Here is a 21905-nt window from a genome sequence, read left to right on the forward strand (position 1 = left end):
GGGGCGGGTGCGGGTCCGCCGGAGCACTCACGCCGCATCGGGCTCCACGGACAGCCCCGCCAGCGCCGCCGACACCGCCGCGGAGGCCCGCAGATCGAGCCGCGCGCTCGTCCCCCGCGCCCGGTGCCGCATCTCGTCGGCGGCCAGCGTCAGCAGCTGAGGCAGCAGATCGGTGCACCGCCGGGCCATCCAACCGGTACCCGCCGTGGCCAGCCACCACAGGCTCGCCGACTTCGTGGGCGCCGGGAACTCCGGCTCGGGCGACGGAGCGGTCCCTCTCGCGAGCCCCCGCTCGGCCAGCACCGCGTGGAAGCGCACGGCCAGCTGCCGGTGCCCCCGCTCGCCGGGATGCAGCCGATCGGCGCTCCACATCGCGCGGTCCGTCAGCCAGGCACCCTCGCTGGCGTGCAGGTGCACGGCCCCGTGCCGCTCGGACAGCGCGTGGACCACGGCGTTGACGGCCCGCTGCCGCCGGGCCAGTGGTCGCGACAGGGCGCCCGGCAGCCCGAGCATCGCGCCGGGATCCGGCAGACAGGCCGTGAGCAGGACCGCGCCCTGCTCGGTGAAGGCCGCGTACACCGCGTCCAGGCGCGCGGCGACGGCCCGGATGTCGAAGGTGCAGCGCAGGGTGTCGTTGACGCCGATCACGACGGACACGACGTCCGGCCGCAGGGCCAGCCCGGCGGGCAGCTGCCGCTCCAGCACGTCACGGGTCTGCGACCCGCTGACCGCGAGGTTGGTGAACTCCACCGCCCCCTCGGCGAGCCCGTCGGCGAGCAGGGCGGCCCAGCCGCGCCACCCGTCGCCGACGGGGTCGCCCACGCCTTCGGTCAGCGAGTCGCCGAGCGCCACGAACCGCGGGGCTCTCATGCCACGCCACCGGGCACGAAGGGCCGCACGGGGGCGGACCCGACCTGGGTGTGCGGCACGGGTGCCGACGCGTCGTGCGCGGCGAGGAAGGCCGCGACCGCCGTGTCCCAGCCGAAGCACTCCGCACGCGCGCGTGCGGCTTCGCGCCGTTCGGCCACGGACTGTCCGAGAAGCAGGTCCACGGCGTCCGCGAAGGCGCCGCCCCGGTCGGCGGCGACGGCCCCGGCGGAGCCGATCACCTCGGGCAGCGCGGACGACGCGCTGACCACGACGGGCGTGCCGCAGGCCATCGCCTCCAGAGCGGCCAGCCCGAACGTCTCGGCGGGCCCCGGAGCCAGACACACGTCGGCGGACGCCTGGAGGGCGCCCAGCAGCCCGCGGTCGGACACGTGCCCGAGGAAGGTCACCGGCAGCCCGCGCTCCCGCGCCCGCTGTTCCAGCCGCGGCCTGAGCGGCCCGTCCCCGGCCACCACGAGCACCGCCCGCCGGCCGCGCCGCACGAGTTCCTCCAGGGCGTCCAGCGCGGTCCCGGGACGCTTCTCCACGGACAGCCGGGTGCACGTCACCAGGAGGGTCTCGTCGGCCCGCGCGTACCGGTCGCGCAGCCTGGGGCAGCGCAGCGCGGGGTGCCGCTCCAGCAGGTCGACGCCCAGCGGCGCCCGTACGACGTTGCGGGCCCCGATCCGCACGAACTCCCGCTCGGCGAACTCCGTGGTGCACACCACGCGCGCGTAGGTGTGTGCCGTACGGACGTTGAGGGCGTCGGCGGCCCGCCGGGCCGTGCCCTCGGACAGGCCCCAGGTGCGCAGGACCCCGTCGGCGGTCTCGTGGGAGACCATCACGGCGGGGACGCGGGCGCGCCGCGCCCACCTGCCGGTCCACCGCAGGGTCGTACGGTCGGAGACCTCCAGGCGGTCGGGGGCCAGCTCCTCCAGGAGTGCCGCCACGCGTCGCCTGTCGGTGAGGACGCGGTAGCCGCCGGTGCCCGGCAGCAGCCGTCCGGGCAGGGTGATCACGCGTCCCTGCTCGGTCTCGCGGTCGCTCGCGTGCTCGCCGGGGGCGACGAGCACGGGTTCGTGCCCGGCCGCCTTGTAGCCCTTGCCGAGTTCGCGCAGGGCGGTGCGCAGCCCGCCGGAGGCGGGCGCGACGAAGTTCGCGAGGCGCACGATGCGCAGCGCCTCGCGGCGGGTGCTGCGGGTGCCTGCCGTGCTCATGCCGCCACCGCCGTCCTGCGTCCGGCGAGCACATCGGTGTAGTGCCCGATGAGCTGGTCGCCGACGGCCGCCCAGGTGCGCCCCTCGACCATCCTGCGGGCGGCGCTCCCGTACGCGGCGCGCAGTCCGGGGTCGGCGGCCAGGGACCACACCGCGTCCCGTACGGCGGCCGCGTCGCGCGGCGGGACCAGGAGCCCGGTGCGCCCGTGGGCGACCAGGTCGAGCGGGCCGCCGGCGGCGGGCGCGACCACGGGCACACCGCTGGCCATGGCCTCCTGCACGGTCTGGCAGAAGGTCTCGAAGGGGCCGGTGTGCGCGAAGACGTCCAGCGAGGCGAAGATCCGGGCGAGTTCGTCGCCGGTGCGGCGCCCGAGGAAGACGGCACCCGGCAGGGCTTCGCCGAGTGAGGGCTGGCTCGGTCCGTCACCGACCACCACGACCCGGACCCCGTCCAGGCCGCAGACGCCGGCCAGGAGTTCGACCTGCTTCTCGGGGGCGAGCCGGCCGACGTAGCCGACGAGCAGCTCGCCGTTCGGGGCGAGTTCACGGCGCAGGGCCTCGTCCCGGAGGTCGGGACGGAAGCGGACGGTGTCCACGCCCCGCGCCCACAGCTTCACCCGGGGCACACCGTGTGCCTCCAGGTCGTGCAGGGCGGCGCTGGACGGGGCGAGGGTGAGGTCGGCGGCGGCGTGGACGGAACGGATACGGCGCCAGGCGGCGGCCTCTCCCGCGTGGACGTAGGTGCGGGCGTATCCGGCGAGGTCGGTCTGGTAGACGGCCACGGCGGGGATGCCGAGCCGGGCGGCGGCGGCCATGCCGCGGACGCCGAGGACGAAGGGGCTGGCCAGGTGGACGACGTCGGCACGGTGCTCGGCGATCGCCGCGGCCACGCGCCGGCTGGGGAGGGCGACGCGGACCTGGGGGTAGCCCGGGAGGGGGAGGGAGGGGACACGGACGACGGGGCACGGCGCGAGGGTGTCCACGCCGGTCCCGGTCCCGGTACCGGCCGCGGTGGCCGGCGCGACGACGAGCGGAGAGTGACCACGGTCTACGAGGTGCCGGGCGGTTTGGAACGCGCAGTGGGCCACGCCGTTCACATCGGGGGGAAAGGACTCGGTCACGATGACGACACGCATACCCGTGTTGTCGCCGTACCGGACGTGCCCGCGTCAAAGTGGATCTTTCCGAACGACAAACGTCCCGTGAGCGTTCCGCTGCGCACCTGAGCAGGTCGGGCGCCGTCCATGCCCGGCTGACCCGCGGGTCACCCCGTGTTCATCCGGGGGCGCGAACTGTCCGTCGGGCGCCCCCGGTCGGAGGGCTCACATGGTGGTCGCGTCGGGTCCGATACGGCTGCGGACGGCGGTCTGGACCTCGGCCTCCTCGGCCGGATCGGCGGCGAGCCTGCGCAGCCGTTCCACGACCCGGGCGTCACCGGTCTCGGCGTACCGGGCGGCGATCTCGCGGGTGGTCTCCTCGCAGTCCCACAGGCACTCGACGGCGAACCCGGTGGCGTAGGAGGGATCGGTGGCGGCCAGGGCGTGAGCGGCCCGGCCGCGCAGATGCGAGGAGGCGGTCTCGCGGTAGATGTGGCGCAGGACGGGGGCCGCGCAGGCGATGCCGAGCCGTCCGGTGCCGTCGACGAGGGTCCACAGGGTCGGCGCGTCCGGCCCGTCGCCCCGTACGGCCTCCCTCAGGGCCGTGAGGACCAGGTCGCTGTCCTGGGCGGCGCCCCGGCAGGCGAGCACGCGTCCGGCGGCGGCGCCGAGGGGATCGGGCCGTCGGGCCCAGCCGCGGGCCCGGTCGACCGCGGCGACACTGCACATGCGTTCGAAGGCGTCCGTCGCGGCCTCCACGACGGCCGGTGAGCCGGTGACCACGGCGGCCTCGATCAGGTCGAAGGCGTCCGGATCGTTGCTGTCGGCGAGATAGCGCAGGGCGGTGCAGCGGGCTCCGTCGGTGCCCTCCAGGGCGGCCCGGACGATTTCCGGCCGGTCCTCCGGTCCCGCGACGGCGGTGAGACAGCGGGCGGCGGGCACATGGAGCGCGGCACCCCGCTCCATGCCCTGCTGGGCCCACTCGAAAACGGCCTGCACGCTCCACCCCGGACGGGGTCCGGTAGGTCGCATCTGCCGTTGCCAGCGGTCGAAACAGCCGGTCTCCTGGGCGGCACGCACGCGCGTGGCGATGGAGGGGCGCGAGTCGTCGGCCCACAGTCGCCAGGGCCGCGGCTCGAAGGAGTCGCGCACGGCGGCGGCCAGCTCGGCCTCGCCCTCGGCGTCGGTCGTGAAGCGTGCCAGGACGGGCGCCGCGAGGGCCCGCAGCCCGGCGTCGTCGTCGCGCAGCGCCAGCTCGTCCAGGGCCCAGGCCCAGTTGGAGCCGGAGGCGGCGTACCTGCGCAGCAGTTCGAGCGCGTCCCGCCTGCCGTAGGAGGCGAGGTGGCCGAGGACCGCCAGGGCGAGCCCGGTGCGTGACTCCTCGGTGTCGAAGGTGTCCTCGACGACGTCGAAGAGGTGGGCCTCGATCTCGTCCAGCTCGCCGTTCAGGTCGAGGAAGAGCCGGGCGTAGTAGAGGGAGCGGTTCTCCACCTGCCAGTCGTGGCGGGGATCGCGCAGCACACAGTGGTTCAGCGCCGCGAGCGCCTCGGCTCGGGGGGCGGTGAGCGCGTGCAGCGTGCCGTCGCCGCGGCCCCGCTGGAGCAGGCCGAGCAGCGTACCGCTGGGCGCTATGACCGGATCGAACATGGGAAACAGCCTCACATCAAGCGTCGACGCAACCGGGGACCTGCATTACCTGGCCGCGTGACAACACGTCGGGGCGCCCGCCGTTTCCTGCTTGCTGTAAGCCATCTTCCTCTGCCTCTCGTCGGTGGCCCATGCGGACCGCATCACGGCCCACGCGGTGCGGCATCACCTGCCCAGCCATCGTGTCCGTGAACCACGACGTCATGATGACTCGGCACTTCCGTCTGCCGCGACCGAAATTTCGGCGGCCCGTTACCGCCTCCCCCGTTTTCTGTGATTTCCCTGGTCAGGGAGTCCTTGTCAGTGTGCGCCGAACAACTCGAGCAACTGTGTCCTGCCGAACATGCGGGCCGTGTCGACGGCCGACGGCGTGCCCGCCGCCGGATCGGCACCGGCCTCCAGCAGAGCCCTGATCACCTCTTCCTCGCCCTTGAAGACGGCCCCCGCGAGCGGGCTCTGGCCCCGGTCGTTGATGCGGGAGGCCTCGGCGCCCCGGGCGAGCAGGGCACGTACGGCCTCGGCGTGACCGTGGTAGGCGGCGAGCATCAGCAGGGAGTCGCCGCGGTCGTTGGTGAGGTTGGCCGGAACGCCCGCGTCGACGTACGCCACCAGTGCCTCGGTCTGCCCCTGCCGGGCCAGATCGAAGATCTTGGTCGCCAGCTCCACGACCTCGGGGTCGGGGGCTTCGCTCATCGGCCGGACCGCCTCTCGTTTCAACCGTTCGGATGAACCGACAGGGTACTGGCTCGCGCGCCGCGTGAGCCCCTGCTCAACCGGCCCGGAGCAGCTCGCCCACAGGGGTGAAATTCACCGAAATTCACCCGGTTGCACCTTTTATCGTATGGATACATGCTGTGATGCTGGAAGTACTCATGGTGACTGTCCCCACGAACCAGGAGACCCCAAATGATCCTGTCCATCTCAGGTGTGGTCCTGCTCGGCATCATCGTCTTCCTCTTCTTCAAGAAGGACGGGCTCAAGGCATCGCACGCCCTGGTGGCCGCGCTCTTCGGCTTCTACCTCGCGAGCACGGCCATCGCCCCGAGCATCAAGGCCGGCGGCGAGAGCCTGGCGAGCCTCCTCGGCGGTATCAAGTTCTGACACCCCCGCCCGCCCACGCCCGTACGCACCTCCAGGAGACAGCAGTGGCCCGGCGCCCCCTCCCCCGCATTCTGAGCAACGGCAGCGCGCAGATCGCCAGGAGCCGGGAGTTGGCCCGGACGGCGGCGGACAGCGCCACCGACGTCCTCCACCCGCTGATCACGATCACCCGCGGGCTGCGCCGGCTGGCATCGGCCGGGCGGCGCAAGTGGGCCGACACCCCCAAGGACAAGCGCGGCCCGCTGCTGTTCCTGGTGGCCTCGGTGGTCCTGGTCGTGGCGCTGGCTCCGTACGGCCCGCTGCTCGCCGCCATCACCCTGATGGCGGCGGCGGCCTGGCAGGGCCGGGACCGCGGCGAGCCCGAGCCCGAGGGGCCGGACGAGTCCCAGACGCAGCGCCTGAAGTCGCTGTACGAGGCTCTGGTCCCCTACTTCTCGGCCGCCGAGGACCCGGCCCCGCTGTACGCCCACGGCGGCGAGTGGGAGAAGGCCTTCCCCGCCTACGAGTTCGACGAGACGGGCCGCTGCGCCCACCTCGTGATCCGCTATCCCGCGTACTTCACCGACGGCGAGGCCGAGTCCCGGGCCCGCATCGAGCAGTTGCTGCACGCCAAGTCGGGCCGGGGCCGCGAGTACCACTTCGCCTGGGACGAGGAGGGCAACCAGCTCACGGTCACCGCACTGCCCCCGCTGCCCACCGACATCGCCGCCCAGCGCTTCGTCACCGCCCCCGGCGAGACGGTTCTCGGCTTCACCGACCCCTCCCAGGTCCAGCGCACGCTCCCGCTCACCCACGGCGAGGAGCGGCGTGACGTTCCGCCGGTCGTCTGGCGCACCGGCATCCGTTCCACCGAGCCGCATCTGCTGGTGGTGGGCCAGCCCGGCAGCGGCACCTCCACCCTGCTGCGCTCGATCGCCCTCCAGGCCCTCCAGTACGGCGACGTCCTCGTCGTCGAGGGCGGCGGCACCGGCGAGTACGCCTGTCTGACCGGCCGGGACGGCGTCCTCGCGGTCGAGTGCGCGCTGGCCGGGACCGTGGCGAGCCTGGAATGGGCCGCCGCCGAGACCGAGCGCCGGCTCATCGCCGCCAACCGCGCCCGGCAGGCGGGTGACCCACCGCCCGAGGACACCCGGCGTCCCCTGTGGATCCTCGTCGACCGCCCGAGCGCCTTCGCACCGCTGGCCGCGGCGGACGGCCGCAAGGACCCGCAGTCCCTCCTCCAGGTGCCCCTGCGGCACGGCCGCGCGGCGAACGTCACGGTGATCGTGGCCGAGCAGTTCGACAGCGCCGACGCCCTCAGCGATCCCGTACGCCAGCACACGCGCGCGCGTGTCGTCCTCGGCCCGGCGACCACGGACCAGCTCGAAGCCGTCCTCGGAGCCCGCCCCCACACCACCCCGGTCGCCCACGTCCCCCCGGGCCGCGGCTACGCCCGTCTGGGCGCCGGCCCGGTGCACCGCCTCCAGGTCCCCGCCACCCCGGACCCCTACGACGACGCGACCAGCGACACGGACCGCCAGGCGGTCCTGGCCCTGCTCCCCGCGCGCACGACTCCGGCGGACGGGGAGAACCTGCCGGACGCGGTACCGACGGAGCCCGTGGCGGCCGAGACCTCGTAGCTCCGGCCGCGCGGGCGGCGACCCGGCTGCGCGGGCGGCGACCCCACCCACCCGCGCGGCCCCCGGCTCACGCCACGAACGTCCGAGGCGCCTCCCCACCCCCTGCCGCTCCCCCGCTCTCCACAAGCCGAGCCGCCGCCGCCAACCGAGCAGCAGCCTCCTCGGCCACCGCGCCCCCCACGGTGAACGGCAGCCGCACATACCCCTCGAAGGCCCCGTCGACCCCGAACCGCGGCCCGGACGGCACCCGCACCCCCACCCGCTCCCCCACCTCCGCGAGCCGGGACCCGGACAGTCCGCCCGCCCGCACCCACAGGGTGAGCCCGCCCTTGGGCACCTCGAACTCCCACGACGGCAGCTGCCTGCGCACCGCCGCCACCAACGCGTCCCGGTTCCCCCGGGCCTGCTCCCGCCGCACCTCCACGGCCTGAGCCCATCCGCCCGTACTGAACAGCCAGTTCACGGCCAGCTGCTCCAGCACCGGGGTCCCCAGATCCGCGTAGGCCCGCGCCGCGACCAGGCTGCGGATCACATCCGGCGCCGCCCGCACCCACCCGATCCGCATCCCCGCCCAGAACGCCTTGCTCGCCGACCCGACGGTGATCACCGTGGACCCGGCCGGGTCGAACGCGCACACCGGCCGCGGCATCGCGCCCTCCATCTCCGCGTCCAGCCACAACTCGCTCATCGTCTCGTCGGCCACCAGCACCGTCCCGGCCGACCGCGCCGCCTCCACCAGCTGCCGCCGCTGGTCGTCGTCGGCGAGCGCGCCGGTCGGGTTGTGGAAGTCGGCGACGACGTACGCGATCCGGGGTGCCGCGTCCCGCAGCACCTGCCGCCAGCGGTCGATGTCCCAGCCGGTGAGCCCCTCGGCCATGGCCACGGGCACCAGCCGGGCGCCCGCCTCGCGCATCAGCTGGAGGATGTTGGCGTAGGAGGGCGACTCGACAGCGATGCGCTCGCCGCGCCCGGCGAAGAGATGACAGATGGCGTCGATGGCGCCCATCGCTCCCGTGGTCACCATGACCTGCTCGGGCATCGTCGGGATCCCGCGCGCGGTGTAGCGCTCGGCGATCATCGCGCGCAGCGCGGGCAGCCCGGCCGGATAGTCGCCGTGCGTGTGGGCGTACGGCGGCAGTTCCTCCAGGGCGCCCTGGACGGCGCGGGTCAGCCAGGGTTCCGGTGCGGGGAGAGCGGCGCAGCCGAGGTCGATCATCGACCCGAGTGCCTCGGGCGGCAGCGGTTCGAGGCCGCGGGCGGGCAGCGGGTTCCCGGCCGGGACCGCCGTCCAGCTGCCCGCGCCCCGCCGGGACTCCAGGAACCCCTCGGAGCGCAGGGCCTCGTAGGCCGCCGCGACCGTCGTACGGCTGACGGACAGGGCCAGGGCGAGTTCACGTTCGGCGGGCAGGCGGGCGGCCACCGGGACGCGCCCTTCGAGCACCAGCAGCCGGATGCCGTCGGCCAGCGCGCGGTAGGCGGGCGGGCGGCGCGTGCCGGGGCCGGCCGGACGGTCCTGCTGGGAGTTGAGCAGCCGAGCAAGCTGCACCGCCCCCATCGCCGAGGTCCACTGCGCCATGGAAATCAGTCCACCTTCCCCGAATTGGCCATGGATGACACTTCCACCCAAGCCACAGGGTGTCATGGGTCAGGCCACTACCACCAACAGGGGGACCTCTTGTCCACGAACGGTCCGAGCCGCCTCGGGCGACGGTTGATCCAGCTGTACGCCGGTCTCGCGCTGTACGGGGCGAGTTCGGCCCTCCTGGTCGAGGCGGGACTGGGGCTGGAACCCTGGAACGTGCTCCACCAGGGGCTCGCCGAGCTCACCGGCCTGACGATCGGCGTCGTGTCGATCATCGTCGGCGCCGCGGTGCTGCTCCTGTGGATCCCGCTGCGCCAGCGGCCCGGCCTCGGCACCGTCTCCAACGTCTTCGTGGTCGGCATCGCCATGGACGGCGCGCTCGCCGTGGTCCCCGAGGTGCACGGCCTGGCCGCGCGGATCCCGCTGCTGGTCGCGGGCATCGTGCTCAACGGCGCGGCCACCGGCCTGTACATCGCCGCCCGCTTCGGACCGGGCCCGCGCGACGGGCTGATGACCGGTCTCCACCGGCGCACCGGCCGCTCGATCCGTCTGATGCGGACCGGCGTCGAGGTGGCGGTCGTCGTCACCGGCTTCGTGCTGGGCGGCACGATCGGCGTCGGCACGCTCCTGTACGCGGTGTCGATCGGGCCGCTCGCCCAGCTCTTCCTGCGCGTGTTCGCCGTTCCCCCGGCATCCGACGGCAGCACGGTCGTTGCCACCGGGCAACCGCGTGGGGCGATACTGCGACCGTGACCTCGCGGATACGCCACCCCTACCTCGACCATCCCGGCCCGATCGCCTTCGCCCACCGGGGCGGGGCCGCGGACGGCCTGGAGAACACCACGCTCCAGTTCCGGCGCGCGGTCGAGGCGGGCTACCGCTATCTGGAGACCGACGTCCACTCCACCGCGGACGGGAGGCTCGTCGCCTTCCACGACGCCACCCTGGACCGCGTGACCGACGGCGCGGGCCGGATAGCGGACCTGCCCTGGAAGGACGTACGGCACGCGCGCGTGGCGGGCAAGGAGCCGGTGCCGCTCTTCGAGGAGCTCCTGGAGACCTTCCCCGAGGCCCGCTGGAACGTCGACGTCAAGGCGGAACCGGCCCTCCTGCCCTTCCTGGACCTGGTCGAGCGCACCAACGCCTGGGACCGCGTCTGCCTCGGCTCCTTCGTGGAGGCCCGCATCATCCGGGCCCAACAGCTGGCCGGCCCCCGCCTGGCCACCTCCTACGGCACCCGGGGCGTGCTCAACCTGCGGCTGCGCTCCTGGGGACTGCCGGCCGCGGTACGCCGGTCCGCGGTCGCCGCGCAGGTCCCCGAGGCCCAGTCGGGCATCCAGGTGGTGGACCACCGCTTCCTGCGCACCGCCCACGCGCGCGGGTTGCAGGTGCACGTGTGGACGGTCAACGAACCGGAGCGCATGCACCGGCTTCTGGACCTGGGAGTCGATGGCATCATGACCGATCACATCGACACACTGCGCAAGGTCATGGAGGACCGCGGCGTCTGGGTCTGAACCCCCGCCGCCCACCGCCCTCGCGCGGCACCTTCACGGGGAAGCGAGGGGCACGGGTGGGCACCGACACCGTGCGGACGGGGCCGGCCGACGGGGCCGCCGAGCGACGGCGCGAGCAACGCGGCTGGTACTTCTACGACTGGGCCTGCTCGGTCTACTCGACCAGCGTGCTCACCGTCTTCCTGGGCCCCTATCTCACCTCGGTGGCCGAGAACGCGGCGGACGCGGACGGCTTCGTCCATCCGCTGGGGATCCCGGTGCGCGCCGGATCGTTCTTCGCGTACTCCGTGTCCCTGTCGGTGATCGTGGCGGTCCTGGTGATGCCCCTGGTGGGGGCCGCCGCCGACCGCAGCGGGCGCAAGAAGCCGCTCCTGGCGGCCGCCGCCTACACCGGGGCCGCGGCCACGACGGCCATGTTCTTCCTCGGCGGCGACCGCTATCTCCTCGGCGGTGTCCTGCTGATCGTGGCGAACGCGGCGCAGTCCGTCGCGTCGATGCTCTACAACTCCTACCTGCCCCAGATCGCCCCGCCCGAGGAGCGCGACGCGGTCTCCTCCCGGGGCTGGGCCTTCGGCTACGCGGCCGGGTCGCTGGTCCTGGTCGTGAACCTCGTCCTGTACACCGGCCACGAGTCCTTCGGCCTCACCGAGAGCGCGGCCGTCCGCATCTGCCTGGCCTCGGCCGGTCTGTGGTGGGGCGGCTTCGCTCTCGTTCCCCTGCGACGGCTGCGCGACCGCCGCATCGAGTCGAAACCCCCCGGGGAGGCGGCCGGCGAGGCGGCCGTCCCCGGCTTCCGCCGGCTCGCGGCGACGATCCGCGACATGCGCCGCCACCCGCTCACCCTCGCCTTCCTGCTGGCCTACCTCGTCTACAACGACGGCATCCAGACCGTGATCTCCCAGGCCTCGATCTACGGCTCCGAGGAACTCGGCCTCGGACAGTCCACGCTCATCGGCGCCGTCCTGCTGGTCCAGGTGCTCGCGGTGGCGGGGGCACTGGGAATGGGCCGACTGGCCCGGATCTACGGGGCCAAGCGGACGATTCTCGGTTCGCTGATCGCGTGGACGGCGACCCTGGGCGCCGGCTACTTCCTGCCGGCGGGCGCCCCGGCGTGGTTCTTCGCCCTGGCCGCCGGGATCGGGCTGGTCCTCGGCGGCAGCCAGGCGCTGTCCCGCTCGCTGTTCTCGCATCTGGTCCCGCCCGGCAAGGAGGCCGAGTACTTCTCCGCGTACGAGCTGAGCGACCGCGGGATGAGCTGGCTGGGCCCTCTGCTGTTCGGGTTCACCTACCAGCTGACCGGAAGTTATCGGGACGCGATCATCTCCCTGGTCGCCTTCTTCGTCCTGGGATTTCTGCTGCTCGCGCGGGTTCCCGTGCGGCAGGCGATCTCCGACGCGGGCAACCCGGTTCCCGAAAGGATTTAGCGTTCTGCGCGAAAGCGCTGTAGTGTACGCGTTTGGCCTGCCAGGCGTACCGTTACTGCGCGTCAAAGATGCCGAAACGCTGGGTGACATCTGCTAGCAGATGTGACAAACCGGGCGCAGGTGGGTACAACAAGGGGCGGCTACGACGGCGACGCATGACCCGGAACGGGACACGGGACGGGAATCTTTACCGCCGACCGGACGTTGACCGGATGACGACGACAGCGACACCTGTCCTGTGGGCGACAAGCCCGGGAGGCACGATTCATGAGTGAGCGAGCTCTTCGCGGCACGCGCCTCGTGGTGACCAGCTACGAGACGGACCGCGGTATCGACCTGGCCCCGCGCCAGGCCGTGGAGTACGCATGCGAGAAGGGGCACCGGTTTGAGATGCCCTTCTCGGTCGAGGCGGAGATTCCGCCGGAGTGGGAGTGCAAGGTCTGCGGGGCCCAGGCACTCCTGGTCGACGGCGACGGCCCTGAGGAAAAGAAGGCCAAGCCTGCGCGTACGCACTGGGACATGCTGATGGAGCGGCGTACCCGAGAGGAACTCGAAGAGGTCCTTGAGGAGCGCCTGGCCGTTCTGCGCTCCGGCGCGATGAACATTGCCGTTCATCCGAGGGACAGCCGCAAGTCCGCATAGTCCCTCCGGGGCCTGAGCGGCAAACAACGCACGCGAAACACCGCGGGCGCGGCACGTGAAGTCGACGTGCGGCGTCCGCGGTTTTCGTGCTGCCTGCGAGACGGTGACGGCCGAGACGGACGAGGGGCCCCGGGGGCTGGTCAGCCTCCAGGGCCGGCCGGGGGCTAGTCGGTCAGCGGCGGGCGCTGCCTGTCCCGCGGGGCGTCCTGCGGCTCGTCCCGGATGACCTCACCCTGGACCACCTTGCCGTCGGGCTGGTGCATACGGGCCTGCTGGAAGGCCCCGCCGAGCGTGCCCGCTCCGGCCTCGCGGAGCTTGCGGTCGAAGGTCCGCTCCGCGTAGCGGCCGAGGGCCTTCTGGACCGGCGGGATGAGCAGGAGCAGGCCCAGCACGTCCGAGATCAGTCCCGGGATCATCAGGAGCAGACCGCCCAGCATCATCAGGCCGTTGCCGCCGCCGTTGGACGAATCCGACGGGGCTCCGCCGCGTTGCAGCGCCTCGTTCAGGTTCTGAAGAGCGCGTCGGCCGGCCCGCTTCACGACCACCGAGCCGAGGACCAGGCCGGTGAGCAGGATCAGGAACACCGTGAACCCGCTCGCCGCTCCCGCGACCACGGTCAGCAGCCAGATCTCCAGCACCAGCCAGGCGGCGATGCCCAGCGGCAGGAAGGTGCGCACCCGGGAGCGTCGGGGTCGGGCGGGGTGCGTGGGACTCGGAGCGCCAGTCGTCATGCGTCCAGTGTGCCTGGGCGCGGCTCAGCACGGGATAAGGGAGTGATCAACCGTTGCTGTGAAGACGTGGGGCTACGGCTGTGAGGGCCTGCCCCTGCCCGCGATCTTGCCGACCCGCTCGCCCACGCCCCAGGTGGTGACCCGCCACAGGGCCTCCACGAGGATGTCCCGACTCATCTTGGAGTCGCCGAGTTCGCGCTCGACGAAGGTGATGGGCACCTCGACGACGTGGTAGCCGGCCCTGACCGCGCGGCGGGCCAGGTCGACCTGGAAGCAGTAGCCCTGGGAGGCGACCTCCTCCAGGCCGAGCCCTTCGAGGGTCTCGCGGCGGAAGGCGCGGTAGCCGCCGGTGATGTCGCGCAGCGGCAGGTCCAGGGCGAGGCGGGAGTAGAGGCTGCCGCCGCGGGAGATGATCTCGCGGGACCTGGGCCAGTTCACGACCCGGCCGCCGGGCACCCACCGGGAGCCGAGGACCAGGTCGGCGCTCTTGAGGGCGGTCAGCAGACGGGGCAGTTCCTCGGGCTGGTGGGAACCGTCGGCGTCCATCTCGATCAGGACGCCGTAGCCGTGCTCCAGGCCCCAGCGGAAGCCCGCGAGGTAGGCGGCGCCGAGGCCCTCCTTGCCCTTGCGGTGCAGGACCTGGACCTGGTCGTCGTCGACCGCCAGCTCGTCGGCGAGCTTGCCGGTGCCGTCGGGGCTGTTGTCGTCGGCGACCAGCACGTGGGCGTCGGGAACGGCCTTGCGCACCCGGCCGACGATCGCCTTGATGTTCTCCGCCTCGTTGTAGGTCGGGATGATCACCAATGCCGTGCCGAGCGGCCCGAACTGCCTCCCCCGGTCCTGTGCCGCGAGGGTCCCGTCGCCGTCGTTCACTGCTGCCCCTTCAAGTCCGTACGCAGATGTTCCACCATAATGGCCGCGGCCTGCGATGACGTGACAGGACGTAAGTATGGTGGTGTCGTTTCCACAAAAGCGGGGTAAGAGTCCGCGCTCGGGAACTGTGCGTGCCCGGTCCAGGGCTGTGCGTGCTGCGGATGGGGGCCCGGCGCCCTTCGGGCCGACCTGGGGCCCGCTGGCTGCGGGTCGACCGAAAGCCGTTGTCTACTGAGCGCCCGGGCCCCACCCGGGTCACACCTTCCCGACCGGACGGAACGTTCCCTCGCCGTGGCGCGGACGCTGAGCCTGGCTGCCAGTGGCGGTGCCCCGGTGCGGTACACCGTCCCTGACCCAGCGGCACCGTGACGAGTGGGTGGACGTTCCCCCGTCGGGCGTCCGGTGGTGGACCCGGCCGAACCTACCGGCCCGCTGCCGTCGGCTGTCAACAGCCGTTTGACCTGCGAATCTTTGATCAAAGCCCTGGTCAGCGCGGAGGATACGCAGGTCGCGCGACGGCGCGTCGGGGGCCGAACGGGGGTGCGCCACCCCGGGAGATCACTCGCTCGGCCGCACGAACACGGTCCGGCCGCCCACCACGGTGCGCAGACAGACGGGGAGGTCGTGGCCGGGGGTCAGGTCGGGCAGGCCGGGGGTGCCGGAGCGGGGGTCGGTCGACCAGCGCGCGACCCGGTCGTCGGGGGCCTGGACGACCAGTTCGCCGGTGCGCCAGACGGCGTAGTCGGCGGGAGCCCCGGGTACCAGGACGCCCGCGTCGTCCCGGCCGATGGCGCGCCAGCCGCCCCGCGTGTGCGCGGTGAACGCGGCGCGCACGGAGACGCGGTGCTCGGGGGTGCGGTGGAAGGCGGCCGCGCGGACGGTGCCCCAGGGGTCGAGGGGGGTGACCGGGCTGTCGGAGCCGAAGGCGAGCGGGACGCCGGCCCGCAGCAGGGCCGCGAAGGGGTTCAGCAGGCGGGCCCGGTCGGTGCCGAGGCGCTCCGTGTACATGCCGTCCTCGCCGCCCCACAGGGCGTCGAAGGCGGGCTGGACGGAGGCGGTGAGGCCGAGTTCGGCGAAGGCCGCGATCGTCTCGGGCGTGAGCATCTCGGCGTGCTCGACACGGTGGCGGGCGGCGCGGATCCGGGCGAGGCCGAGCTTCTCCGCGGCGGCGCGCACGCCCTCCACCACGGCGGTCACGGCGGCGTCGCCGATGGCGTGGAAGCCCGCCTGGAGGCCCGCCTCGGTGCAGGCGACGACATGCGCGGCGACCGCGGCCGCGTCCAGGTAGGCGGTGCCGGTGTGGTCGGCGTCGGTGTAGGGCTGGTGCAGGCAGGCGGTGTGCGAGCCCAGGGCGCCGTCCACGAACAGGTCACCGGCCGCGCCGACGGCCCCCAGCCGCTGTGCCTTCGCAACGTCCTCCTCGGCCCAGTAGCCGACGACCCGGGGCCCGTTCCGCTCCGCGGCGAGGTCCAGCAGGCCCGTGAAGTCGTCCTCGGAGGAGATGTCGGGGCCCGCGCACTCGTGGACGGTGCCGATCCCGAGGGACGCGGCACGGGCGAGGGCGGCCTGTTGGGCCTCGGTGCGCTGGGCGGCCGTGACGGCGCCCAGGGCGGTCCCGCGCACGGCGTGGTGGGCGTCGGCGGTGAGGGGCGCGTCCGGTGCGTCGAGTCCCGGTGTCAGGTCCAGCAGGGCCGTACTGACGACCGCGGAGTGCACGTCGATCCGGCTGAGGTACAGGGGACGGCCTCCGGTCGCCTCGTCGAGCTCGCGTCGCGTCGGCGGACGGCCACCGGGCCAGCGGGCCGCGTCCCACCCGTGCCCGAGCAGCACCCGGTCGCCCGGCCGGGCGGCGGCGAAGTCCCGCACCAGCGCGAGAGCCGCCTCCAGGGAGGGGGCGTCCGACAGATCGAGGCCGGTGAGGGCGAGCCCGGTCGCGGTGGTGTGCACATGCGCGTCCGTGAACGCGGGCGTGACGAGCGCCCCGTCGAGGTCGACCACCTCGTCGACGCCGTCCGTGAACGCGTCGGCCGCCCCCTCGGACCCGACCCAGGCCACTTGCCCCCGCTCCACGACCATCGCCGTGGCGAAGGGGTCGGCGGGGCTGTGGACTTCCCCGCGGCGGAGCAGGACGGTGTTCGGTTCGGCGGCACGCTCACTCATGGGGAACAGTCTCGCGCCTCGCCCCGCCGTCTCCGCACACGGGTCACCCCGTGACGGCGGATCGGCTCCGCGGCGATCAGATCCGCGGCGGCCGCGCTTCGTACGGCGTCGACAGCACGACCGTCGTCCGTGTGGAGACCCCCGCCAACGACCTCAACCGGGCCAACAGCTCCTCCAGTTCGTGCGGCGTGGACACTCGCACCTTGAGGATGTAGTTCTCGTCGCCCGCCACGCTGTGGCACGCCTCGATCTCCGGCACGTCGGCGAGCCGTTCCGCGATGTCGTCCGGCGCGCTCGGGTCGAACGGCTTCACGGAGATGAACGCGGTCATCGGCAGCCCGACGGCCTCGGGATCGACGACGGCGGCGTACCCGCGGATGACCCCCCGCTGCTCCAGCCGCCGCACGCGCTGATGCACGGCCGACGTGGACAGCCCCGTGGCCTTGCCCAGGTCTGTGTAGCTCATCCGCCCGTCCCTGACGAGCAGCTGCACGATCTGTCGGTCGAGCTCCTCCATGGCGCAAGAACCTACAGTGCGGCCGATCTCCTCGGATACCTGAGCGGCGCAGGTCATGCCCTGTTCGTGATGTGGCCGCGAGTGCCCTGTGAGCCGTCCGGGGGACAAAGCGGCCGCCCCCGGGCACCTCCCGGTGGCATGTGACGAACGCCACACACCCCGAACAGGCTCCGTGATGTTCTCGTGATTACCGCCGATTCGGGGCGGGAAGTGCTTGCTGTGGTCGAGGCCGCAGCGCCGTCACGGCCCAGCCCGAGGGGGAGAACCCAATGCAGAGTCTTAAGCGCCCTGGTCGCACCGCACCCAAGCGGCTCCAGGCAGTGATCGATCCCGAGCCGGAGGGCGTCGAACCCGACGCCTACGACGACGAGGTCGACGCGTACGACACCTTCGAGATGTACCGGGTGATCTGCCCGGACTGCACGCAGCCCATCGCGCTGCTGGCGGACGAGGAGGTCCTGCCGGAGCACGCGCTGTGCGCCTCACCGTGGAACCCGTTCGGCCTCACGGTCTGCGCCGGTACGGGCCGCAGGGCCACCGAGGCCCGCTCCGCCGACGAGTCGGCCGAGCCCCAGGAGCAGGACACGGCCCTGCTGTTGACGCTCCCTCAGGGACTCGACTGGCGGACCCAGCCCTTCTCGCACGTCGGCGGCCCGGGCTCCCGCCCCATCAGGGTGCCGGTCATGCGGCGCCACGCCGCCTGAGCGGCCTCGCCCCAGCTCCGTGACTGACCCGCGCCACGGGTCGCAGCACGCCGTGGCGCGGATTCAGTGTGCCCGGAGGGCGAGCCGAGCAGCAGCTGTCGAGGCGTGCGTGACGGAATGTCAGGCAGGCGCCGCAGGACGGGACTTCATCCTGGACGCCCGTGAACGCACGGGCGATTCCGGGGACGGGTGACCTGCCCTCGGATCGCCGCGTTGCCCTGGTATGACCCCTACCTACTCGACGACGGGGCACCGCCGCCTGTTCGTGCCGGCACCGCTCGCCGCCGTCGCAGAATCGGTTCCGCGTACGCCGCCGGTCCAGGATCCGCCCATCTACCAGGATCTGCTGCGCACCTGGGCCGACCGTGGCCGCACCCTGCCGGGGCGCCACGACCCGGAGTGGGCACGGCTGGCCGCGCCCCAGGTCCGGCCGGGCCAGTTCAGCGGGTCTCGGGACCCGCTACATGACGGGCGATGACCATCCGCTGGATCTGGTTGGTGCCCTCGACGATCTGAAGCACCTTGGCCTCGCGCATGTAGCGCTCGGCCGGGAAGTCGGCGGTGTATCCGTAGCCGCCGAGGATCTGCACGGCGTCGGTGGTGACCCGCATCGCGGTGTCGGTGCAGTGCAGTTTGGCCATGGCCGCCTGCTTGGCGAACGGCCGCCCCGTGTCCCTGAGGCGTGCGGCCGCCAGGTACAGCGCCCGGCCGGCCTCGATCTGGGTCGCCATGTCGGCGAGCATGAAGCGCAGCCCCTGGAAGTCGGCGATCGGCCGCCCGAACTGCTCCCGCCCGGTCGCGTACGCCACCGCCTCGTCGAGCGCCGACTGGGCCAGGCCGATGGCGCAGGCGGCGATGCCCAGCCGCCCGGAGTCGAGCGCGGACAGGGCGATCGCGAAGCCCTGGCCCTCCTCACCGATGCGTCGCCCGTCGGGGACACGGACCCCGTCGAAGTGGACCTGGGCGGTCGGCGAGCCCTTCATCCCCATCTTCTTCTCCGGCGGTGCGGCGCTCACCCCGTCCGCGTCGGCCGGCACCAGGAAGGCCGTGATCCCGCGCGGGCCCTCCTCGCCGGTGCGGGCCATGACCGTGTAGAAGTCGGCGATCCCGCCGTGGGTGATCCAGGCCTTGGTGCCGGTGATCACCCAGTGGTCGCCGTCGCGCACCGCCTTGGTGCGCAGTGAGGCCGCGTCGGAGCCGGAGGACGGCTCCGACAGGCAGTAGGCGCCCAGCAGGCCGCCGCCGAGGATCGCGGGCAGGTGTTCGACCTGCTGCTCCTTGGTGCCGTAGGCGGCGAGCGCGTAGGAGGCCAGGGTGTGCACGCTGACGCCGAGGCCGACGGTGAGGCGGGCCGCGGCGAGCTCTTCGAGAACCTGGAGATAGACCTCGTAGGGCTGCTCCCCGCCGCCGTACTCGGCGTCGTACGGCAGGCCGAGCAGTCCGGATGCGGAGAGCAGGGCGAAGACCTCGCGCGGGAAGTGTCCCGCGTCCTCCTCCTCGGCCGCCTTCGGGGCGATCTCGCGCTGCGCGATGTCGCGGACGAGCGAGATCAGCTCCCGGGCCTCGTCGGTGGGCAGTTGACGGTCCACCTGCTGCGGGGCGCGGTCGGGCATGGCGACGCTCCTCTCCCTCTCGGGCACGGGCGGGGGCCCTTGGGGTGGGGGCGGGTCCGCCGGGTCTCACTGGTGCCGCCGGGGCTCGCACTTCCGGGTCGCGGAAGCTGCTGACCAGCGGCTGTGCGCTGTGAGTATGCCCGATCGCAGGCATGCCGTCACGAGTTAACGACCGCTTACTTCAGGAAACCTGCACCTCGTGCCGGGAAAGCCGCTCCGGAGGACCCGACTCCGGGATTGGTCCGAACCATTGACGTACTGGTCTAGTCCTCCTACCGTTTCAGGCCAGCGCATCATCGCGTTCATGCCAATCGACGCGCGCCCTCCCCTCTCCCCCACGAGGTGACACCCGATGCACACGTCCCACCGCCCCCGCACCCGGTTGCGGGCGCTGCTGTCCGCCGCCTGCTGCGTCCTCCTCGGCGCCGGCCTGCTCGCCGGAGCCGGCAGCGCGACGGCCGAGCCGCAGGCGTCCGCAGCCCAAGCCCAAGCCCCCAAGGCGAAGGCCGCCGGCTCCAAGGTCGTCGGCTACTTCACCGAATGGGGCACCTACGACCGCAAGTACCACGTCAAGAACATCGAGACGTCGGGCTCGGCGGCCAGGCTCACCCACATCAACTACGCCTTCGGCAACGTCACCGGCGGCAAGTGCGCGATGGGCGACGCCTACGCGGCGACCGACCGCACCTACACCGCGGCCGAGTCCGTGGACGGTGTCGCCGACACCTGGGACCAGCCGCTGCGCGGGAACTTCAACCAGCTGCGCGAGCTGAAGAAGAAGCACCCCGGCCTCAAGGTCCTGTGGTCCTTCGGCGGATGGACCTGGTCGAGCGGCTTCGGTGACGCGGCGAAGAACCCCGCCGCCTTCGCCCAGTCCTGCTACGACCTGGTCGAGAACTCGAAATGGGCCGACGTCTTCGACGGCATCGACCTCGACTGGGAGTACCCGAACGCCTGCGGCGCCACCTGTGACACCAGCGGCCGAACGGCGTTCAGGGACCTGATGCAGGCCGTGCGGGCGAAGTTCGGCTCCGGCAACCTCGTCACCGCGGCGATCACCGCCGACGCGACTCCCGGCGGCAAGATCGACGCGGCCGACTACGCGGGCGCCGCCCGGTACGTCGACTGGTACAACCCCATGACCTACGACTATTTCGGCGCCTGGGACGCGGCCGGGCCGACGGCCCCGCACTCGCCGCTCACCTCGTACTCCGGCATCCCGAAGGGGAATTACCACACCTCGGCGACCATCACGAAGCTCAAGGGGCTCGGCATCCCGGCCTCCAAGCTGCTGCTCGGCATCGGCTTCTACGGCCGCGGCTGGACCGGCGTCACCCAGTCGGCGCCGGGCGGCACCGCGACGGGGCCGGCCACCGGGACGTACGAACAGGGCATCGACGACTACAAGGTGCTGAAGACGAAGTGCCCGGCGACGGGGACGGTCGCCGGCACCGCGTACGCCAAGTGCGGGAACAACTGGTGGAGTTACGACACCCCCGCGACCATCGCCACGAAGATGGCGTACAAGAACCAGCAGGGCCTGGGCGGCACCTTCTTCTGGGAGCTGAGCGGGGACACCACGGGCGGCGAGCTGATCAAGGCCATCAACTAGCCGCGCCCATCGGGGACTTGGGGCGGGGGACCACGAGCCTCCGCCCCAACTCGTGGCGGCCGGCCGTCAGTCGTCGCGGCGGGCGGGATCCGGGGCCGGGTACGCGGGGTCCATCTCCTCGATGGCCCGCATGGCTCCGCCGAGCGTCTTCACCAGCAGTTCGCGCATGGTGTCGCGGGACAGCTTCGGGCGGTCGATCCAGTCGAGGGCGGCGCCCTCGACGCTGCACACCCAGGCGAGCAGTCCCATGCGGGCCAGGGGGGCGATGTCGCTGCGGCCGTACGCCCCTTCGGCGATGGTCGCGACGATCGCCTCGCGGACGCCGTCCCGGATGGCGTGCACCTCGGCGTCGAATCCGACGCCGCCGCTGACGATGGTGCGGTAGGCGGCCTGATTGTGCTCGGCGTACCGCAGATAGCTGTCGATGGTGCGGTGGACCCGGTCGACCGGCTCCATCTCCAGGCCGCTCGCCGCATACGTGACCAGGTCGGCGACGGAGTCCTGGATGATCGCCAGGTAGTAACCGCGCTTGGACTGGAAGTAGTAGTAGATCAGTCCCTTGGCGACATGCGCCTGGCGGGCGATGTCATCCATCGAGAGCGCGTCGTACGACGTGTCCGCGAACAACTTCCGCCCGATGGCGATGAGTTCGGCGCGGCGTGCGACGGAGCGCTCGGTGCCGCGTGCCCGGGGACGGGTGGCGACATCGCGCTGTTGACTAATATTCAATTTCGACCCTGGTCTCAACGGGCGGCGGGACCACCGCAGTATGGCAGGTCGGGTATGGGTCAGCTCACAGCAGGCCGAGCTGGGTGATGAGCATGGCGATCACCACGACGAGGATCCAGCCCATGACGTGCTCGACGGCCTTCGGACCGTCTTCGTCGGGCCCTCCGGTGCGGGCGCGGGCGGCGGTGGCTGCTTGTGCGGTCATGGCGTCTCGCTGATCTACGGATTACGGGTGGACTCCCCCCACCGATTG

Annotated in this window: 21 protein-coding genes; 8 read left to right on the forward strand and 13 right to left on the reverse strand. The window is 72.5% G+C overall.

The window, feature by feature from the left end; translation table 11 throughout:
- Positions 1-27 precede the first annotated feature (27 nt).
- The 5 genes from SLINC_RS08505 to SLINC_RS08525 all read right to left on the reverse strand — a co-directional run bounded on the left by SLINC_RS08505 (position 28) and on the right by SLINC_RS08525 (position 5521).
- Positions 28-870: an SGNH/GDSL hydrolase family protein gene (locus SLINC_RS08505; RefSeq protein WP_067428722.1), complete on the reverse strand. Its 843-nt coding sequence runs from the start codon at positions 868-870 to the stop codon at positions 28-30.
- Positions 867-2084, reverse strand: coding sequence for a glycosyltransferase (locus tag SLINC_RS08510; RefSeq protein WP_067428725.1), 1218 nt, complete (start codon positions 2082-2084; stop codon positions 867-869). Before SLINC_RS08510 ends, SLINC_RS08505 begins: the two co-directional genes overlap by 4 nt.
- Positions 2081-3220, reverse strand: a complete 1140-nt coding sequence (locus SLINC_RS08515; RefSeq protein WP_067428727.1) for a glycosyltransferase family 4 protein — start codon at positions 3218-3220, stop codon at positions 2081-2083. Before SLINC_RS08515 ends, SLINC_RS08510 begins: the two co-directional genes overlap by 4 nt.
- Before the next feature lie 186 nt (positions 3221-3406).
- A complete protein-coding gene (locus SLINC_RS08520) occupies positions 3407-4828 on the reverse strand; it encodes a hypothetical protein (protein ID WP_067428730.1) in 1422 nt (473 codons plus the stop codon).
- 300 nt (positions 4829-5128) lie between these two features.
- Positions 5129-5521, reverse strand: coding sequence for an ankyrin repeat domain-containing protein (locus SLINC_RS08525; protein ID WP_067428737.1), 393 nt, complete (start codon positions 5519-5521; stop codon positions 5129-5131).
- A gap of 213 nt (positions 5522-5734) precedes the next feature.
- On the opposite strand from SLINC_RS08525, the gene SLINC_RS08530 reads away from it, so the two are divergent.
- Positions 5735-5929 carry a hypothetical protein gene (locus tag SLINC_RS08530; RefSeq protein ID WP_015661880.1) on the forward strand — a complete coding sequence of 65 codons (195 nt, stop codon included), beginning with the start codon at positions 5735-5737 and terminating at the stop codon, positions 5927-5929.
- A 44-nt stretch (positions 5930-5973) separates the two neighbouring features.
- On the forward strand, positions 5974-7548 hold the full coding sequence (locus SLINC_RS08535) for a hypothetical protein (protein WP_067428740.1): 1575 nt from the start codon (positions 5974-5976) through the stop codon (positions 7546-7548).
- A gap of 67 nt (positions 7549-7615) precedes the next feature.
- Here SLINC_RS08535 and SLINC_RS08540 read toward each other — a convergent pair whose 3' ends face one another.
- Positions 7616-9124, reverse strand: coding sequence for an SCO1417 family PLP biosynthesis transcription factor (locus SLINC_RS08540; RefSeq protein WP_067428743.1), 1509 nt, complete (start codon positions 9122-9124; stop codon positions 7616-7618).
- Between the two features lie 99 nt (positions 9125-9223).
- On the opposite strand from SLINC_RS08540, the gene yczE reads away from it, so the two are divergent.
- The 4 genes from yczE (at position 9224) to SLINC_RS08560 (ending at position 12713) form a co-directional block, all read left to right on the forward strand.
- Positions 9224-9883: a membrane protein YczE gene (gene yczE / locus SLINC_RS08545; RefSeq protein ID WP_067428746.1), complete on the forward strand. Its 660-nt coding sequence runs from the start codon at positions 9224-9226 to the stop codon at positions 9881-9883.
- Positions 9880-10647 carry a glycerophosphodiester phosphodiesterase family protein gene (locus tag SLINC_RS08550; RefSeq protein WP_067428749.1) on the forward strand — a complete coding sequence of 256 codons (768 nt, stop codon included), beginning with the start codon at positions 9880-9882 and terminating at the stop codon, positions 10645-10647. The genes yczE and SLINC_RS08550 overlap by 4 nt, the downstream gene beginning before the upstream one ends.
- Positions 10648-10703: 56 nt before the next feature.
- Positions 10704-12071 (forward strand): MFS transporter, encoded by a 1368-nt coding sequence (locus tag SLINC_RS08555; protein WP_067428752.1) that lies wholly within the window; start codon positions 10704-10706, stop codon positions 12069-12071.
- A 267-nt stretch (positions 12072-12338) separates the two neighbouring features.
- On the forward strand, positions 12339-12713 hold the full coding sequence (locus SLINC_RS08560; RefSeq protein WP_003977404.1) for an RNA polymerase-binding protein RbpA: 375 nt from the start codon (positions 12339-12341) through the stop codon (positions 12711-12713).
- A gap of 164 nt (positions 12714-12877) precedes the next feature.
- On the opposite strand, the gene fxsA is transcribed toward SLINC_RS08560, so the two are convergent.
- The 4 genes from fxsA to SLINC_RS08580 all read right to left on the reverse strand — a co-directional run bounded on the left by fxsA (position 12878) and on the right by SLINC_RS08580 (position 16994).
- Positions 12878-13444, reverse strand: a complete 567-nt coding sequence (fxsA, locus tag SLINC_RS08565; protein ID WP_067428755.1) for an FxsA family membrane protein — start codon at positions 13442-13444, stop codon at positions 12878-12880.
- 72 nt (positions 13445-13516) lie between these two features.
- Positions 13517-14317, reverse strand: coding sequence for a polyprenol monophosphomannose synthase (locus tag SLINC_RS08570; RefSeq protein ID WP_067428758.1), 801 nt, complete (start codon positions 14315-14317; stop codon positions 13517-13519).
- Between the two features lie 558 nt (positions 14318-14875).
- Positions 14876-16477, reverse strand: a complete 1602-nt coding sequence (locus SLINC_RS08575) for an amidohydrolase (protein ID WP_067428761.1) — start codon at positions 16475-16477, stop codon at positions 14876-14878.
- Between the two features lie 76 nt (positions 16478-16553).
- On the reverse strand, positions 16554-16994 hold the full coding sequence (locus SLINC_RS08580; protein ID WP_067428764.1) for an Lrp/AsnC family transcriptional regulator: 441 nt from the start codon (positions 16992-16994) through the stop codon (positions 16554-16556).
- 269 nt (positions 16995-17263) lie between these two features.
- On the opposite strand from SLINC_RS08580, the gene SLINC_RS08585 reads away from it, so the two are divergent.
- A complete protein-coding gene (locus tag SLINC_RS08585) occupies positions 17264-17698 on the forward strand; it encodes a hypothetical protein (RefSeq protein ID WP_067428780.1) in 435 nt (144 codons plus the stop codon).
- 440 nt (positions 17699-18138) lie between these two features.
- Here SLINC_RS08585 and SLINC_RS08590 read toward each other — a convergent pair whose 3' ends face one another.
- The gene (locus SLINC_RS08590; RefSeq protein ID WP_067428783.1) at positions 18139-19311 is read right to left on the reverse strand and encodes an acyl-CoA dehydrogenase family protein; all 1173 of its coding nucleotides are present in this window, start codon (positions 19309-19311) and stop codon (positions 18139-18141) included.
- Positions 19312-19663: 352 nt separating this feature from the next.
- On the opposite strand from SLINC_RS08590, the gene SLINC_RS08595 reads away from it, so the two are divergent.
- A complete protein-coding gene (locus SLINC_RS08595; protein WP_067428785.1) occupies positions 19664-20923 on the forward strand; it encodes a glycoside hydrolase family 18 protein in 1260 nt (419 codons plus the stop codon).
- A gap of 66 nt (positions 20924-20989) precedes the next feature.
- Here SLINC_RS08595 and SLINC_RS08600 read toward each other — a convergent pair whose 3' ends face one another.
- Positions 20990-21652, reverse strand: a complete 663-nt coding sequence (locus SLINC_RS08600) for a TetR/AcrR family transcriptional regulator (RefSeq protein WP_067428788.1) — start codon at positions 21650-21652, stop codon at positions 20990-20992.
- A 64-nt stretch (positions 21653-21716) separates the two neighbouring features.
- A complete protein-coding gene (locus SLINC_RS47245) occupies positions 21717-21857 on the reverse strand; it encodes an SCO1431 family membrane protein (RefSeq protein WP_107406573.1) in 141 nt (46 codons plus the stop codon).
- Positions 21858-21905: the final 48 nt, after the last annotated feature.

It is taken from the genome of Streptomyces lincolnensis (assembly GCF_001685355.1).
Classification (GTDB): Bacteria; Actinomycetota; Actinomycetes; order Streptomycetales; family Streptomycetaceae; genus Streptomyces; species Streptomyces lincolnensis.